This window comes from Pseudomonas sp. YA1 (genome assembly GCF_058680555.1).
Window position 1 is genome coordinate 23,345 of record NZ_JBZWBG010000010.1, and the last position, 17,490, is coordinate 40,834.

The window sequence follows — 17,490 nt, forward strand, 5'->3', positions numbered from 1 at the left end:
GCTGGCACGTTTCCCACCGACCGGGGCCTGTCCTGCACGCCTCAGTAAAGGCGCGCCTTGATCAGCGGCCGCAGCAGGTAGTTGAGCACGCTGCGCTTGCCGCTGAGGATGTCCACCTCGGCAACCATCCCCGGAATGATCGGCAATACCTCCTCGCCGCGCTTCAGCTGGCTGCCATCGGTCTTGATCAGCACCTGGTAGTAGGACTCCTTGCCATGCGGGGTCTCCTCCTCGATGGTGTCGGCGCTGATCTGCTCCAGGGTGCCCTTGAGGTCGCCGTAGATGGTGTAGTCGTAGGCGGTGATCTTCACCTTGGCCGGCATGCCGGGAACCAGGAAGGCCACGTCGCGCGGCTTGATCTTCGCCTCCACCAGCAGACGCTCCTCTACCGGGATCACTTCCATGATCGGCTCGCCGGGCTGGATCACCCCGCCGCGGGTGTTGATCAGCACGGTGTTCACCCGCCCGCGCACCGGCGACAGGATCTCGGTGCGGCGCAACTGGTCCTGGCGCTGCTGGACGATCGGTTCCAGGGCGCTGAGATCGGCCTTGCGCTGGGCGCGCTCGGTATAGGCATCCTGGAAATAGGTGCTTTTCAGCTCCGTCAGCTTGCCGCTGAGGGTGGCGATGTCCTGGCTCAGCTTGAGCGCCTCCATCTGGCTCACCGCACGCTTGGCCACCAGCGGGCGAACCAGGTCGAGCTGGCTCTGCGCCAGGTGGATCTGCCGCTGGATCGCCTGGGTGCCCTCCACCAGTTTGTCGCGGCGCGACTTGAACAGCTCGCGTTCGGAACGCGCCAGCGGCCCCTCGGGATCGACGTCCGGCGGGAACTCGATGCTCTTCCTGCCGAGCACCTCGGCGTCGAGCCGGGCAATGGCCGCGCGCAGCACGCTGGCCTGGTTCGCCGACTCCTGGAAGTTGGTGAGGAAGCGCGTCTCGTCGAGGCGCACCAGCGGCTGGCCGACTTCCACCAGGTCGCCCTCCTTCACCAGCAGGCGGTCGAGGATGCCGCCCTCCAGGCTCTGGATCTTCTGGATGCGGCTGAACGGCACGACCCGACCGTCGCCGCGGGTCACCTCGTCCAGTTGCGCCCAGGCCGCCCAGCCGATGAACAGCAGCACGCAACCGAGCAGGGTCCAGAGCAGCGGCCGGTAGACCGGGTGGGTAGCCGCCAGCAACGGGTCGGCCAGCTGCCGGCGCAGGGCGGCGGCGTCGCGGTCAGAGTCCATGGTTGCCTCCTTCGGCGGCCTGCGGTGCCTGTACCTGGTTGCCCTGCACCACCTGCTCCAGCGGGCCGTCCATGATCACCCTGCCCTGGCGCAGGACCACCGCGCGCTCGACCAGGGCGAGCATGCTTTTCTTGTGGGTGGTGATGACCAGGGTGCGCTTGCCCAACCATTGCTGCAGGTAGTCGATGACCTGTTTCTCGCTGCCCTGGTCGAAGGCCGCGGTCGGCTCGTCGAGCAGCAGGATCGGAGGGTCCTGTAGCAGCACCCGGGCCAGCCCGACGGCCTGGCGCTGGCCGCCGGACAGGCTGGCGTTGCCCTGGATCGGCATGTCCAGCCCCAGCGGGTGGCCGCGGACGAAGGCGCCCAGGCCGACCCCGTCGAGGGTCTCCAGCAGTTCCTCGTCGCCCAGCGCGGCGTTCTCCAGGTTGAGGTTGTCGCGCAGGCTGCCATGGAACAGCGCCACGTCCTGCGGCAGGTAGCCGATACCGCGCTGGCGGTCGGCCGGGTCGATCTGGGTCAGGCTGACGTCGTCCAGCAGCAGGCGTCCCGCCTGCGCGTCGAGCAGGCCGCTGAGCAGGCGCAGCAGGGTCGACTTGCCGGCGCCGTTGCCGCCGAGCAGCGCCACCCGCTCGCCGGCGCGGATGTTCAGGGCCTGCACGTCGACCACCGGCGGGCTGTCGCCGTGGGCCAGGCGCACGCCCTCCAGGCGGTAATGTCCCTGCAGGCGCTCCTTGTGCACGAAGCGCTTGCCCTGGGGGCGCTCCTGCTCGGCGCTCATCAGTTGGTCGAGGCCTTCCATCGCCACCTTGGTGTGCTGCCAGCGACCGAGGATGCCGGCCGCCTGCGACAGCGGTGCGATGGCCCGCGAGGCGAGGATCGAGCAGGCCACCAGGCCGCCGACGGTCATCGCGCCCTCGCTGATCCGATAGACGCCGAAGACCACCACGCCGACGTAGCAGAGCTGCTGGACGATGCTCGCCGAGTAGCTCAGGGTCGAGGCCAGGGTATGGGTCTTCATCGCCGTGCTGGCCAGTTCGCCGGTCAGGGTTTCCCACTGGTGCAGGCAGCGGCCTTCGGCGCGGGTCGCCTTGACCGTCTCCAGGTGCTCGAAGGCTTCCAGCAGCACGCCGTTCTTCATCGCCCCTTCGCGCAGGTTCTGCCGCGACAGGTGGCCGAGCAGGCGCTGGGTCAGCAGCCCCGGCAGGATCATCAGCACGCAGGCCACCAGCGGCACCCAGACCACATGGCCGCCGATCACGGCGATGATCAGCAGGAAGATCGCCACGAACGGCAGGTCGCTGATCAGCGCCGCGCTGGACGAGGTAAAGAACTCGCGCACCGACTCGAACTCCCGCACCTGGGTACTGAAGGCGCCCATCGACGCCGGCTTGGCGGCGACCCGGGTGCTCAGCACGCGGGAGAACAGCAGGGTCGAGAGTTGCAGGTCGAGGCGCTTGCCGAGCACGTTGAGCAGGTGGCCGCGCATGATCCGCAGGACCCCGTCGAGGACGATCGCCAGGGCCACGCCGCTGGCGAGGATCCACAGGGTGTCGAACGCCGCGTTGGGCACCACACGGTCGTAGACCTGCATGGCGAACAGTGCCGAGGCGACCGCCAGGACGTTGGCCACCAGCGCCGCGGCGGTGACCTCGGCGTAGGAACGCCAGAGCCGCTTGAGCGGGCCGAAGAACCAGTGTTCGGGCAAGGCGCTGGCGTAGTCGCCGACCCGCCCATCCGGGCGGTAGCGACACTTGGCGAAGATCGCCGTGCCGCTGTACAGCGCTTCCAGCTCGGCCAGCGGCATCCTCTGGCTTCCGCCGTCGCTCTGCGGCACCAGCACCTCGGCGTGCTCGCCGTCGTTGCCCACCAGCACCAGGGCGCGGCCGTCGTCGAGCAGCAGCAGGGCCGGCAGCAGGTAGCGGTCGATCCGGCGCAACGGCTGGCGGGTGACCTGGGCGGTGATGTCGGCGCGGCGCAACGCGCGGGCCACCAGGTGCAACGGCAGGCGACCGTGCTCCAGCGGCATACCGTCCACCAGCTCGGCGTCGCCGAGTGGCCGGCCGAGCTGCCGGCAGAGCAGCAGCAGGCCCTGGCGCAACGGGTCGACGATGGGGTCGTGGTTGAGGATCACGACGTTATCCGGGGTTTTCTCAGCTTCCATGATTCAGCCGGTTCTCCAATAGCGGACCCAACAGGCCGACTTGCGCGGCCGCCCGATACTCGATGCGCTTGCGTTCGATCCGCAGGTTGATCAGTTGCCGCTCTGCCTCGAACCGCTCGCGCTGCACGTTGAGCAGGTCGATCACGTCGCGCCGACCAACCTCGAACTGTTCGCGATACAACTCGCCGACCTGCTCCGACTCGGTCACCTGCTGGGTCAGCGACTGTTCCCGCCAGCGCAGCGTGTCGCCGTTGTCGAAGAGGTTCTGCAGTTGCCGGCGGATGTCGCGCTGCATCGCGTCGGCGCTCCATTTCGCCGATTCCAGGCGCTGCTGCGCGGCGGTCGGCCGGCGGAAGTTGGAAAGCCCCTGGAAGGTGTCCATGCGGAAGCGCAGGGATACCACCGAGTCGCTTTCCGGATGCCCGCCGATCTCCCGGCGCAGCGCGCTGGCCTCCAGGTTCAGTTGCGGCAGCAGCGACGCCTTGGCCTCGCGGACCTCGGCCTCGGCGACATTGGCGTCCTCCAGGGCCTTGCGCTGCAAAGGCGATTCGCGGATCACCCGCGCCATATCGCTGGCCGCCAGGTAGCGTTGCAGCGACATCGGCTCGGGCTCCACCAGGTCGACGGGCTCCTGGCCGACCAGGATCGCGTACTGGTTGCGCGCGTCCTGCAGGTTGCCCTTCTCCAGCGACAACTGCTCCTGGGCCCGCGACAGTTCCAGATTGGCGCGATCCAGCTCGCTGCGGTCGGCGTAGCCGTCGCCGCCACGCGCCTGGGTCATCTCGCGGATGCCGTCGAGGCGCTGGATGTGTTCGCGCACCGCCTCCACCCGGCGCTCCGAGGCAAGCACGTCGAGGTAGGTCTCGACGATATCCAGCGCCGCATCGTCGCGCGCCACCAGCACCGCCTCGGACAGCTTGCGCTGGGTCGCGCTGGCGCTGTCGACCTTGCTCGTCACCCGACCCCAGTCGTACAGCATCTGCGACGCGGTGAGATCGTAGACGATCTCGCCGAAGTCGAACTCCTGCGGCCCTCCGGACATCGTCACGGAGGGGTAGTACCCCCCTTTGGCCATCTCCACCTCGGTGCCTGCGCGGTCCGCTTCGGCCATCGCGGATCGTACTTCCGGGTGGATCGCCAGCCCTGCCCTGACCGCCTGGTCGAGGGGCATGGCCGACGCGAACATCGGCAGGCCCAGGGAAAGGAGCCAGATGGCTCCCTTCCCATGCCGCCGTCCCTTGCGCGCGTACTGCCTGCGCCCGCGCATCAGACCACGACCTGTACCGTGTTGTCCTCGATCAGCAGGGTGGTACTGCCGAAGGTGTAGACGTCGTAGGTAATGCCGTTGATCAGTTGCGTGGTACCGGTATTCACCGCACCCACCACGTTCAGGGTGTCGTTGTTCTCGCCGGTGATCTGCAACGTGTTGTTGGCATCGGTGATGGCATCCACCTCCGCCGCGGTCAGGGTCAGCACGCTACCCGAATCGCCCTTGCCGAGGTCGATGCGCTCGAGGTTGCTGAGCGTGCCGACGCCGACGGCGTTGTAGTCGAGGTCGATGCCGTTGGCCAGGACCAGGGTGTCGAACCCGGCGCCGCCATCGATGCTGACGAAATCGGTCGCGGTGATCTGGATGGTGTCGTTGCCGTTGCCGGCCACCACGTGATCGCCGGTGCCCACGTTGAAGATCAGGTCGCTGCCGTCGCCGCCGTTGATGTGCTCCGAACTGCCGTTGGCGCCGGACAGCACGTCGTCGCCGGAAGTACCGTTGACATCGATCTGGCCGATATTGAGCGACAGTCCGTTGGGGGTCAGGGTGATCCCGTAGGCGGCGCTGTCGTTGCCATTGGAGTCGGTGGACACCAGGTTGAACGAGATCTGCGAGCCGAGGTTGAGGATGTCGGTGATGTTCAGCCCCAACTGGGTGAGGATGGTCGGGCTCAGCAGGTTCAGCGAGAAGTTTCCGGACGAATCCGCCTGGATCGGCAGCAATTCGACGTTCAACGCCGGGGTGATGACCCGGATCACCACGCTGGAGTCAGGCTCGGTGGTTCCGCTGAAACCGAAACGCGGGTTCAGCGGGTTGAGGCTGACGTCGAGGCCGAAGTTGCCGATGGTCACCGGTTGCTCGATGCTGGTGCCGACGCCGATGCTCGCCGTGTTGCTCGGGTTGCCGGCCGGGTCGCGTCCGACCACCGACACCTGGGCATTGAGCAACTGGTCCCAACTGAAGTCGATGTCCAGGTCGGTGAGCAGGTTCAGCGACGCCAGCCCGCTGTTGTCGGCGGTCACCGTGGCGGTGGCGGTCACCCCGCCGACGTCGACGGTCACCGTCAACTCGGTCCCTGGCTCCGCCGAGATGGTCAGGATGTTGCCGACCAGGGACAGCACCGGGGTCGCCGGCGGAATGGTGTCGATGGTGAACGGCACCGGGGTCGACGCGGTGCCGCCGTTGATGTCGGCGGTGACGGTCGAGGCGCCCTCCGGGAACGGGCCCATGCCGCCGGGAGGCGTCAGGGTCAGGGTCAGGTTGCCGGCGGCGATGTCGCCGGCGGTGAGGGTATGGCTGACCTCGGCCTCGTAGCCGTTCTGCCCGGCGAACTTGACCGTGACCACCTGGCCGACCTGCATGGTCGGACGGACCGTCACATCGACCTGGATACCGTCGCCGATCTCCGCGGCATTGATCCAGGTATCGGCGGCTTCCGGCACGCTGATGGTCGGCGGCGCCAGGTCCGGGGCGTTGATGGTGGCTGGTCCGCTGACGTTGCCGGCGGCGTCCACGGCGACCCCGGCGATCAGCTCGCCGGTGATCAGCGGCGGCGCGAACGGCAGGCTGAAGTTGCCGGCGCCGTCGACGGTGACCGTGATCGGGTTCGCGGTGTCGCCGTTGACCACGATGCGCACCTGGCTGTTCGGCTCGGCGGTGCCGGTCAGCAGCGCGCCGTCGGCGCTGATGCTCAGCAGCGGAGCGGACGGCGCCACCGAGTCCACCGTGGTGCTGGCCGGACCGCTGGCGTTGCCCGCGGCGTCCTCGGCGACGGCGTTGATCACCGTACCGTTGGCCAGCGGCGTGCCGGGGGTGAAGGTCCAGTTGCCACTGCCGTCGGCGGTGGTCTCGCCGATCGGGTTGCCGTTGCCATCGGTGAGGATCACCTTGGCGCCGACCTCGGCGGTGCCGGTGATCACGCTGCCGTTGCTGGCATTGATCACCGGCGTGGCCGGCGCCACCGTATCCACCGTGGTGCTGGCCGGGCCGCTGGTATTGCCGGCCGGGTCCTGGGCCACGGCGTTGACCACCGTGCCGTTGGCCAGCGGCGTGCTCGGTGTGAAGGTCCAGTTGCCGCTACCGTCGGCGAGGGTCTGGCCGATCGGGTTGCCATTGCCATCGGTGAGGATCACCCGGACGCCGGGTTCGGCGGTGCCGCTGAGTTCGACACCATTGCTCGGGTCGATCACCGGGGTGGCCGGGGCCACCGCGTCCACCGTGGTGCTGACCGGACCGCTGGTGTTGCCGGCGGCGTCCTGGGCCACCGCATTGATCACCGTGCCGTTGGTCAGCGGTGTGCCCGGAGTGAAGCTCCAGTTGCCGCTGCCATCGGCGGTGGCCTGCCCTATCGGGTTGCCGCCGCCGTCGGTGAGGATCACCGTGGCCCCGGCTTCGGCGGTACCGCTGATCACCGTACCGTTGCTCGGATCGAGCACCGGGGTGGCCGGGGCTACCGAGTCCACCGTGGTGCTGGCCGGGCCGCTGGTGTTGCCGGCGGCGTCCTGGGCCACCGCATTGACCACCGAGCCGTTGGCCAGCGGTGTGCCCGGGGTGAAGCTCCAGTTGCCGCTGCCATCGGCAGTGGCCTGGCCGATCGGGTTGCCGCCGCCGTCGGTGAGGATCACCGTGGCGCCGGCTTCCGCGGTACCGGCTATCACGCTGCCGTTGCTCGGGTTGACCACCGGGGTGGCCGGGGCCACCGCGTCCACCGTGGTGCTGGCCGGACCGCTGGTGTTGCCGGCCGGGTCCTGGGCCACGGCGTTGATCACCGTGCCGTTGGCCAGTGGCGTGCCCGGGGTGAACGTCCAGTTGCCGCTGCCGTCGGCGGTGGCCTGGCCGATCGGGTTGCCGCCGCCATCGGTGAGGATCACCGTCGCACCGGCTTCCGCGGTACCGGCGATCACGCTGCCGTTGCTCGGGTCGATCACCGGCGCGGCCGGCGCCACCGAGTCCACCGTGGTGCTGGCCGGGCCGCTGGTGTTGCCGGCAGCGTCCTGGGCCACCGCATTGACAACCGTGCCATTGGACAGCGGCGTGCCGGGCGTGAAGCTCCAGTTGCCGCTGCCATCGGCGGTGACCTGGCCGATCGGGTTGCCGTTGCCGTCGGTGAGGATCACCGTGGCACCAGCCTCGGCGGTACCGGCGATCACGCTACCGTTGCTCGGATCGATCACCGGGGCTGCTGGCGCCAGCGAGTCGACGGTGGCGCTGGTGGGACTGCTGTTGTTGCCGGCGGCGTCCTGGGCCAGCGCATTGATCACCGTGCCATTGGCCAACGGCGTAGCGGGCGTGAAGGCCCAGTTGCCGCTGCCGTCGGCGGTGACCTGGCCGATCGGGTTGCCGTTGCCGTCGGTGAGGATCACCGTGGCCCCGGCTTCCGCCGTACCGCTGATGACGACTCCGTTGCTCGGATCAATCACCGGCGCCGGCGGGGCGATGGCATCGACGGTGACGCTGGCCGGACCGCTGGTGTTGCCGGCCGGGTCCTGGGCCACCGCGTTGATCACGGTGCCGTTGGCCAGCGGGGTGCCCGGGGTGAACGTCCAGTTGCCGCTGCCGTCGGCGGTGGCCTGGCCGATCGGGTTGCCGCCGCCATCGGTGAGGATCACCGTCGCGCCAGCTTCCGCGGTACCGCTTATCTCGGTGCCGTTGCTCGGATCGATCACCGGCGCCGCCGGGGCCACGCCATCCACCGTGATCACCGCCGGCGCACTGTCGACATTGCTTGGGCTGCGCGCCACCACGTTGACCACCGTGCCATCCGGCAGCGGGATGCCTGGAGTGAAGGACCAGTTGCCGCTGCCGTCGGCGGTGACCTGGCCAATCGGGTTGCCGTTGCCATCGGTGATGATGATGGTGTTGCCGGCGTCCGCGGTGCCGCTGATCACCGAACCGTTGCTCGGATCCACCTGCGGGATCGACGGCAGCGAGGAATCCACCGTCGTGGTAGCGGGAAGGCTGGTATTGCCGGCGGCGTCGCTCGCGGTCACGTTGACCACGGTGCCGTTGGGCAGTTGCGAGCCGGGCGTGAAGCTCCAGTTGCCGCTGCCATCGGCGGTGGTCTGGCCGATCGGGTTGCCGTTGCCGTCGGTCAAGGTCACGGTGCTGCCCGGCTCGGCGGTACCGTTGAGCAGGTTGCCGTTGCTCGGATTGACCACAGGCGTGTTCGGCGCCACCGCGTCCACGGTAGTGCTGCCCTGCGGGCCGGTATTGCCCGCAGGGTCCTGGGCCACGGCGTTGACCACCGTGCCGTTGGCCAGCGGCGTGGCGGGCGTGAAAGTCCAGTTGCCGCTGCCGTCGGCGGTGGTTTCGCCGATCGGGTTGCCGTTGCCGTCGGTGAGGATCACCTTGGCCCCGGCCTCCGCGGTGCCGCTGATGGTCGTGCCGTTGCTCGGATCGATCACCGGCGCCGGCGGCGCCACCGCGTCCACCGTGGTGGCGGCCTGCGGGCCGGTATTGCCGGTCGGGTCGGTGGCCGTGGCGACGATCACCGTGCCGTTGGCCAGCGGCGTGCCCGGCGTGAAGCTCCAGTTGCCGCTGCCGTCGGCGGTGACCTGCCCTATCGGGTTGCCGCCGGCATCGGTGAGGGTCACGGTGGCACCGGCCTCGGCGGTGCCGCTGATGACGACGCCGTTGCTCGGGTTGATCACCGGCGCCGGCGGCGCGCTGGAATCGACGGTCACCGTCGCCGGCGGGCTGCTGTTACCGGCGGCGTCCTGGGCCACCACGTTGACCACAGTACCGTTGGCGATCGGCGTGGACGGGGTGTAGGTCCAGTTGCCGCTGCCGTCGGCGGTGACCTCGGCGATCGGATTGCCGTTGCCGTCGGTGAGAATCACCGTGCTGCCCGGTTCCGCAGTGCCGCTGAGGCTGCTGCCATTGCTCAGGTTGACGGTCGGCGTGGCCGGCGCGATGGCGTCCACGGTAGTGCTGCCCTGGCCGCCGGTATTGCCGGCCGGGTCGGTAGCGGTGGCGTTGACCACGGTTCCATCCGCCAGCGGCGTGGACGGGGTGAAGCTCCAGTTGCCGCTGCCGTCGGCGGTGACCTGCCCGATCGGATTGCCGCTGCCATCGGTCAGGGTCACCGTGGCGCCCGGTTCGGCGGTGCCGCTGATCTCCGCGCCGTTGCTCGGATTGACCACCGGCGCGGCCGGCGCCACCGAGTCCACGGTGGTGCTGGCCGGAGCGCTGGTATTGCCGGTCGGGTCGCTGGCCGTGGCGTTGACCACGGTGCCGTTGGCCAGCGGCGTGCCCGGCGTGAAGCTCCAGTTGCCGCTGCCGTCGGCGGTGACCTGCCCTATCGGGTTGCCGTTGCCGTCGGTCAGGGTCACGGTAGCGCCTGGCTCGGCGGTGCCGCTGAGCGTGGTGCCGTTGCTCGGGTTGAGCACCGGCGCCGCCGGGGCCTGCGAGTCCACGGTGACGCTGGCGCCCGGGCTGCTATTGCCGGCGGCGTCCTGGGCCACCACGTTGACTACAGTGCCGTTGGCGATCGGCGTGGACGGGGTGTAGGTCCAGTTGCCGCTGCCGTCGGCGGTGACCTCGGCGATCGGATTGCCGTTGCCGTCGGTGAGGATCACCGTGCTGCCCGGTTCCGCAGTGCCGCTGAGGCTGCTGCCGTTGCTCAGGTTGACGGTCGGCGTGGCCGGCGCCACGCCATCGACGGTGGTGCTGCCCTGGCCGCTGGTGTTGCCCGCCGGGTCGGTGGCCGTGGCGTTGACCACGGTTCCATCCGCCAGCGGCGTGGACGGGGTGAAGCTCCAGTTGCCGCTGCCGTCGGCGGTGACCTGCCCGATCGGGTTGCCGTTGCCATCGGTCAGAGTCACGCTGCTGCCCGGCTCGGCGGTGCCGCTGAGCGTGGTGCCGTTGCTGGGGTTGACCACTGGCGTGGCCGGGGCTACCGAGTCCACGGTGACACTGCTGCCCGGACTGGTATTGCCGGAGGCGTCGGTGGCCGTGGCGTTGACCACGGTGCCGTTGGGCAACGGCGTGGTCGGAGTGAAGCTCCAGTTGCCGCTGCCGTCGGCGGTGACCTGCCCTATCGGGTTGCCGTTGCCGTCGGTCAGGGTCACGGTAGCGCCTGGCTCGGCGGTACCACTGAGCGTGCTGCCGTTGCTCGGGTTGACCACTGGCGTGGCTGGCGCCACGGCATCCACGGTGACGCTGGCCGGCGAGCTGGCGTTGCCGGACGGGTCGGTAGCCGTGGCGTTGACCACCGTACCGTTGGGCAACGGCGTGCTCGGGGTGAAGGTCCAGTTGCCGCTGCCGTCGGCGGTGACCTGCCCTATCGGGTTACCGTTGCCGTCGGTCAGGGTCACGCTACTGCCCGGCTCGGCGGTGCCGCTGAGGGTCGTACCGTTGCTCGGATCGACGGTGGGCGTGGCCGGCGCCACGCCATCGACGGTGGTGCTGCCCTGGCCGCTTGTGTTGCCCGCCGGATCGGTGGCCGTGGCGTTGACCACGGTTCCATCCGCCAGCGGCGTGGAGGGGGTGAAGCTCCAGTTGCCGCTGCCGTCGGCGGTGACCTGCCCGATCGGGTTGCCGCTGCCATCGGTCAGGGTCACGGTGGCGCCCGGCTCGGCGGTACCGCTGAGCGTGGTGCCGTTGCTGGGGTTGACCACTGGCGTGGCCGGGGCTACCGAGTCCACGGTGACACTGCTGCCCGGACTGGTGTTGCCGGAGGCGTCGGTGGCCGTGGCGTTGACCACGGTGCCGTTGGGCAACGGCGTGGTCGGAGTGAAGCTCCAGTTGCCGCTGCCGTCGGCGGTGACCTGCCCGATCGGGTTGCCGTTGCCGTCGGTCAGGGTCACGGTGGCGCCCGGCTCGGCGGTACCGCTGAGCGTGCTGCCGTTGCTCGGGTTGACCACTGGCGTGGCCGGTGCCACGGCGTCCACGGTGACGCTGGCCGGCGAGCTGGCGTTGCCGGACGGGTCGGTAGCCGTGGCGTTGACCACCGTGCCGTTGGGCAACGGCGTGCTCGGGGTGAAGGTCCAGTTGCCGCTGCCGTCGGCGGTGACCTGCCCTATCGGGTTACCGTTGCCGTCGGTCAGGGTCACGCTACTGCCCGGCTCGGCGGTGCCGCTGAGGGTCGTACCGTTGCTCGGATCGACGGTGGGCGTGGCCGGCGCGACGGCATCCACGGTAACGCTGGCCGGCGGACTGCTGTTGCCGGCGGCATCCCTGGCCACCACGTTGACCACGGTACCGTCCGGCAGCGGGGTGGACGGCGTGAAAGACCAGTTGCCGTTGGCATCGGCGGTGGTCTGGCCGATCGGATTGCCATTGCCGTCGGTCAGGGTCACGCTGCTGCCCGGTTCGGCAGTCCCGCTGAGTTCGCTGCCGTTGCTCGGCTCGACCACCGGCGCGCTCGGCGCCACGCCGTCGACGGTGATGGAGGTCGCCGGGCTGCTGTTGCCGGCGGCGTCCCTGGCCACCACATTGACCACGGTGCCATCCGGCAGTTGGCTACCGGGGGTGAAGCTCCAGTTGCCGTTGGCATCGGCGCTGGTCTGGCCGATCGGATTGCCGTTGCCGTCGGTGATCACGATGGTCACGCCCGCTTCCGCCGTACCACTGAGGACGCTGCCGTTGCTGGCATTGACCTGGGGCGCGTCGGGGAAGTCGGGGGCTTCGGCGGTGACCGGGGTGCTGCTGTTGCCGGCCGGGTCGGTAACGATCACCGTCACCGTCTCGCCATTGGTCAGCGGCGGGTTCAGCGGGACCTCGAAGTTGCCGTCGGGACCGACCACCACGGTGGTGTCCGGCTGGCCGTCGCCATCGGTGTCGACACCGACGGTGGCGCCCGGCTCTGCGTTGCCGGTGACGCTGCTGCCGTCCGGCGCCACCTGCACGTCGGTGGCCGGCGCCGGGGCGGTGGTGTCCGGCGCCTCGACGGTCACCGGGGTGCTGTTGTTGCCGGCCGGGTCGGTAACGATCACCGTCACCGTCTCGCCATTGGTCAGCGGCGGGTTCAGCGGAACCTCGAAGCTGCCGCCGGGGCCGACCACCACGGTGGTGTCCGGCTGGCCGTCGCCATCGGTATCGACGCCCACCGTCGAGCCGGGTTCGGCCTTGCCGGTGACGCTGCTGCCGTCCGGCGCCACCTGCACGTCGGTAGCCGGCGCCGGGGCTGTAGTGTCCGGAGCGGTGACCTGGGCCGGCGGGCTGGCGTTGCCAGCCGGGTCGGTGACCACCACGGTGACCGTCTGGCCATTGGTCAGCGGCGGGTTCAGCGGAGCGGTGAAATTGCCGTTGGCATCGGCGATCACGGTGAGGTCCGGCTTGCCGTCGCCATTGGTATCGATGCCGACGCTCGCGCCGGCCTCGGCCTGGCCGCTGATGCTGCTGCCGTCAGGCGCTATCTTCAGGCCGCTGGCCGCCTTCGGCGGAGTGGTGTCCGGGGGCACCGAAGAACCGCCGCCGCCACCGCCGCCGCTGCTGTTGGAAATCGCCACCCCGGCGCCGATGGCCGCCGCACCGACCAGCAGCGCAGTCCCTGCGCTCATGCCACCGAGCACACCGGCGCCGGTCAGCGACTCGAAACCGGCCAGGCTTTCCTGCGGGATGTAGCCGGCCATCAGCGGCCCGTCGGCAGCGACCGGCGGCAGATCTACCGCCACCAGCTTGTCCTTGTCGGCCAGGAACAGTTGGCTGGAAGGCTGGCCTTCCGCATAGAAGTTGGCGATCCGGACGCTTTCCCCGGTCTTCAGCTGGACGATCAGGTCCGAACCGCTCTTCGAGTATCCCGCCACCGACTCCGGTGCGACATCGAGCGCGATATTACTGCTCTGGGAGAGTTTGAGTATCCCGTTTTCCGGAACCTCGACGGCAGCCGCAGAAGAAATACTCTGATCGATAGGGGTAACTTTCGCCTGGATCGACATTTCCGACATTCCTCTTGTCAAGCAGCGACCGAACGGCCGCACCATGTAATCCAGAAATAGCAGCTTTTAAATAAAAGGCGAGTCTGACTTTATATATAACGACTAAGAAAACCCCCATGAAAAATTCAATTTAGATAACCCCTGGAAAACATGCAGCCATTTAGCCATCACACGCCTATCTAATTGATAAACAATATATAATCAAAAAGTTATAATACTTTATAAACAACCCCCATCACCTGGCACGGCAAATCGACTAAATAACCCAGCGGGCAAATATCAGAACTCTACGATGCGTATTTCATAAAAAACCGGGAGAAATGAAATAGCACTTCCCGGCACCTCGTAGTTCGTCGGCGCGAGGCGACGGCAAGACGACCCCGACAGTTCCAACGGAAAGCATCGCCGGGCATCCCGCGAAGCGGCCTTCATCGTCCTGCAATCAAAGCGTCATCGTCACGATGCCAAGTTATCCAACCGATCCTCTCCCGCGAGCGACCATGCATCACGGTATCTCCCCGCCCCAGGACGCCGACCTGTTCGGCCTGATCTACGGTTTCCGTTTCCGCCCCGGCGAAGCGGGGCGGGAAATCGACTCGGCTACCGCCCTCGCCTGCCTGCGGCAGGCTCGCGAGGAGGCGCCGGACGAGTTCCTCTGGCTGCACCTGAACCTCGCCCATGCCGCCTGCGAGCGCTGGATGAAGAAGCATCTGGAACTGCCGGATTATTTTTTCGAAAGCCTGCGCGAGGGGTCGCGCTCGACGCGCATCGAACACGTCGACTCGGCGCTGCTGGCAGTGGTCAACGACGTGGTCTTCAACTTCGGCCTGGTCTCTTCGGACGTCGCCACCCTGTGGGTCTGCGCCCGTGGCCGGCTGCTGGTCAGTGCACGAGCGCAACCGCTGCGCTCGGTGGACAAGCTGCGCTCTTCGGTGAAGCACGGCGAACCTTTCCGTTCGCCCCTGCAGTTGCTGATCCACCTGTTGCGCGACCAGGGCGACGTGCTGACCCAGATCGTCCGCGAAACCAGCGTCGCAGTGGACCGCATCGAGGACCAGCTACTGGCCCTGCGCCTCTCCGCCAACCGCGCCGACCTCGGCGCCATGCGGCGCGTGCTGGTACGCCTGCAACGCCTGCTGGCGCTGGAGCCCGGTTCGCTGCTGCGCCTGCTCAACCGACCGCCGGAATGGCTACAGGATGCCGACCTGCGTGAGCTGCGCGAAGCCACCGAGGAGTTCTCCCTGGTGATCAGCGACCTGACCGCCCTGGGCGAACGGATCAAGCTGCTGCAGGAAGAGATCGCGGCCAAGCTCAACGAACAGAACAACCGCATCCTCTTCACCCTGACCATGGTCACGGTGCTGGCCCTGCCGATCAACATCGTCGCCGGCTTCTTCGGCATGAACGTCGGCGGGATTCCCTTCGCCGACGATCCTGAAGGCTTCTGGATCATGCTCGTGCTGGTCGCCAGCTTCACCTTCCTCGCCGGCCGCTGGGCCTTCCGCAAGCGCGGCGACTATTGAGCGTGGACAACGCCGGCGGACAGTGGTTAGGTTGACCGACCACCGTCAGCCGGACCTTCCATGAGCCTTTCCCCCGCCGATCTCAAGCAACTCCAGGCCGCCAAGAACCTGCTGGAGAACCCTGGACTCACCGCGCAACTCACCAGCCTGCTGGGCACGCCGATCGAATACGGCCTGAAGAAGCTGCCGCGGAAGGTCAACGAGAAGCTCGGTTCGGTGATCGAGGGAGCGCTGCTGAAAGTCGCCCGCTCGGCCACCGCCACTCTCCAGGAAAACGCCAGCGGTCAACCGGCGAACCGCCTGCATACCCTCGGCGCCGCCGTTTCCGGTGGCGTCGGCGGCTTCTTCGGGCCGCTGGCGATGCTGGTCGAGGTGCCGGTCACCACCGGCATCATCTTCCGTTCCATCGCCGACATCGCGCGCAGCGAGGGCGAGTCGATCAGGGACATGGACACCCTGATGGCCTGTATCGAAGTCTTCGCCCTCGGCGGCAAATCCGCCTCGGACGACGCGTCGGAGTCCGGCTACTACGCGGTGCGTACGGCGCTGGCCCAGCAGGTCAAGGCGGCCGCCGACTTCCTCGGCAAGGACGCCGGCAGCAAGAAGGCCGCGCCCATGCTCCTGGCCCTGGTGCGCAAGGTCGCCGAGCGCCTGGGCGTGCAGTATTCGGAAAAGCTCGCGGCGCAGATCGTGCCCATCGTCGGCGCCCTCGGCGGCGCGGCGATCAACACGGTGTTCATGAACCATTTCCAGGCCATGGCGCGCGGTCACTTCGTCGTCCGCCGCCTGGAGCGCCACTACGGCAAGGATGTGGTTCGCGACGCCTACGCCCTGCTGCCACGGCGCGGCTGAGCAAGCCGGCCCACGCGGTCAGCCTGGCGCCGGGCGCGGCGGCAGCGACGCGCCAGGTGTTCAGCGCCGTTTCGCTCGCGGCGGAGCCTCGCGCGGAGCCCGGCTGGAGCCGGGCCCCGCGCCGACTCAGAGCGCCAGGCCGGGGTTGTACAACGGGCGGAAAGCGCAATGGGTGGTGCCGGCGCTCTGGTTGTAGAAATAGTAGCGGCGACAGTCATTGTCGTAGTTGCTGGTGCCGACGTTGATCCGGTACGGACCGAAGCTGGCTCCCTGCAGGGAAACGAAGGCGCCGTTGTAGAGCAGCGAGAAATGCAGGTGCGGTCCGGTGGAGCTGCCACCCTCGCAGAGCGCGGTGTTGATGTTGCTGGCATAGACGCCGAGCTTGGTGTCGGCGCTGACCTGCTGGCCGTTGCTCACCTGGATCTGGTCCATGTGGTAGTAGTTGGTCGCCCAGCCGCTGGGGTGGGTCACCCGTACCTGGCAGCGCGACAACACCCGTACCGTGCCGGCGTGGGCGGCGACCACGCTGTAGGTCGCACTGCCCCAGCGCGGCCAGTCGTAGGACGCATCGAAGGACGAGTACGGATAGCCCGAGCCGGTGTTCGAATGCGCTCCGTTGGGCTGCCAGGAATAGCCCTGGCGCCAGGGCAATTGCATCAGGTTGGATGGCGGCGCCAGCGCGGCCTTCGCCTGGAGTTGCCGGGCCACGCGGTTGCGCGGCTGCAGGAGTTCCGCGGCCGGGGTGCCGAACAGGCGCTGGAAGGTCTGCGCGTAGGCGCCGAGCGGATTGCCGCCTTGCACGGCGGAGGCCTTCGCCCCCTCTCGCAACAGACCGAGCAGCGCGGCCGATGCCGCGTTCAGGCCGTCCTCGCCGACGGCCTTGCGCGCAGCCGCCTGGCGCAACTGGTATTCCTCGAAACCGTAGTAGCGCCGCGACAACTGCTGCAACACGTCGCGTACCTGGGCATCGAAGCCGCGTTTCGCCGACAGCCGCCCCAGCGGCGCCGCCAAGGCGCGCTCGTCCGGCGCACCCAACGGCCCGGACTGCATGACCATCAGGGTCAACAACACTTTCGGGTTGATGCTGTAGTAGCCGCTCCAGTGCTCCAGGTATTCGCTCTTGTCGCGCAGCGCCGGCGCGTTCAAGGCCAGGTAGGCCTCGAGGTCGAACGCCTCGGCGTCGCGACCGTAGAGGAACAGTTCGTCATTCAGCGGCAGGGCCACGCTGGGCAATTGCAACTGGCCGAGTAGCTCCGCCGAATAGCGGAAGGCCGGCAGGCCATCGTCATGGGCGTTGGCCGTGCCGCCCACGGCGAGCGCCAGCAGGGCGAAGAGGAACGGCGAGCGCGGGCTCGCCAGGGCGCGGGATCTTTTGTGCTGCATGGGTAGCTCCTGGTCATCGAAGGGAAACCTTGAAAGCCAGCAGCCCGGCGACATCGCCTCCGACGGGATAGCCTGGTCCGCTCCGCCGGTATTTCGCCCAGGCCGGGTTGCACGCCGCAGGACCGTGCAACGCCGTCACCCGGGAAGACAACTATCAGCTTTTGCAGTAAATCCGGTGCCCCGCTCCATCCGG

The 17,490-nt window shown here is 68.3% G+C and carries 7 protein-coding genes; 2 read left to right on the forward strand and 5 right to left on the reverse strand.

The window, feature by feature from the left end:
• Positions 1–41: 41 nt before the first annotated feature.
• The 4 genes from AC4OR5_RS15505 to AC4OR5_RS15520 are packed head-to-tail and all read right to left on the reverse strand — an operon-like array spanning position 42 to position 13,539.
• Entirely contained in the window at positions 42–1,229 is a 1,188-nt protein-coding gene (locus AC4OR5_RS15505; protein WP_003110489.1) for a beta-barrel domain-containing protein, read from the reverse strand.
• Positions 1,219–3,390, reverse strand: coding sequence for a type I secretion system permease/ATPase (locus tag AC4OR5_RS15510; protein ID WP_023106617.1), 2,172 nt, complete (start codon positions 3,388–3,390; stop codon positions 1,219–1,221). The genes AC4OR5_RS15505 and AC4OR5_RS15510 overlap by 11 nt, the downstream gene beginning before the upstream one ends.
• On the reverse strand, positions 3,380–4,657 hold the full coding sequence (locus AC4OR5_RS15515; protein ID WP_058156586.1) for a TolC family protein: 1,278 nt from the start codon (positions 4,655–4,657) through the stop codon (positions 3,380–3,382). The genes AC4OR5_RS15510 and AC4OR5_RS15515 overlap by 11 nt, the downstream gene beginning before the upstream one ends.
• Positions 4,657–13,539 (reverse strand): Ig-like domain-containing protein, encoded by an 8,883-nt coding sequence (locus tag AC4OR5_RS15520; RefSeq protein WP_079992438.1) that lies wholly within the window; start codon positions 13,537–13,539, stop codon positions 4,657–4,659. Before AC4OR5_RS15520 ends, AC4OR5_RS15515 begins: the two co-directional genes overlap by 1 nt.
• A 500-nt stretch (positions 13,540–14,039) precedes the next feature.
• On the opposite strand from AC4OR5_RS15520, the gene AC4OR5_RS15525 reads away from it, so the two are divergent.
• On the forward strand, positions 14,040–15,062 hold the full coding sequence (locus AC4OR5_RS15525; protein ID WP_003106674.1) for a transporter: 1,023 nt from the start codon (positions 14,040–14,042) through the stop codon (positions 15,060–15,062).
• Between the two features lie 60 nt (positions 15,063–15,122).
• Positions 15,123–15,914 carry an EcsC family protein gene (locus tag AC4OR5_RS15530; RefSeq protein ID WP_003106675.1) on the forward strand — a complete coding sequence of 264 codons (792 nt, stop codon included), beginning with the start codon at positions 15,123–15,125 and terminating at the stop codon, positions 15,912–15,914.
• A gap of 126 nt (positions 15,915–16,040) precedes the next feature.
• Here the strand turns inward: AC4OR5_RS15530 and lasA are convergent, their stop codons facing one another.
• Positions 16,041–17,297, reverse strand: a complete 1,257-nt coding sequence (gene lasA / locus AC4OR5_RS15535; protein WP_003139897.1) for an elastinolytic metalloprotease LasA — start codon at positions 17,295–17,297, stop codon at positions 16,041–16,043.
• Between the last annotated feature and the right edge of the window lie 193 nt (positions 17,298–17,490).

Coding starts and splice junctions, on each gene's coding strand:
- AC4OR5_RS15505 (WP_003110489.1), bottom strand. CDS start 1,229: ATGGACTCTGACCGCGACGCCGCCGCCCTGCGCCGGCAGCTGGCCGAC.
- AC4OR5_RS15510 (WP_023106617.1), bottom strand. CDS start 3,390: ATGGAAGCTGAGAAAACCCCGGATAACGTCGTGATCCTCAACCACGAC.
- AC4OR5_RS15515 (WP_058156586.1), bottom strand. CDS start 4,657: ATGCGCGGGCGCAGGCAGTACGCGCGCAAGGGACGGCGGCATGGGAAG.
- AC4OR5_RS15520 (WP_079992438.1), bottom strand. CDS start 13,539: ATGTCGATCCAGGCGAAAGTTACCCCTATCGATCAGAGTATTTCTTCT.
- AC4OR5_RS15525 (WP_003106674.1), top strand. CDS start 14,040: ATGCATCACGGTATCTCCCCGCCCCAGGACGCCGACCTGTTCGGCCTG.
- AC4OR5_RS15530 (WP_003106675.1), top strand. CDS start 15,123: ATGAGCCTTTCCCCCGCCGATCTCAAGCAACTCCAGGCCGCCAAGAAC.
- lasA (WP_003139897.1), bottom strand. CDS start 17,297: ATGCAGCACAAAAGATCCCGCGCCCTGGCGAGCCCGCGCTCGCCGTTC.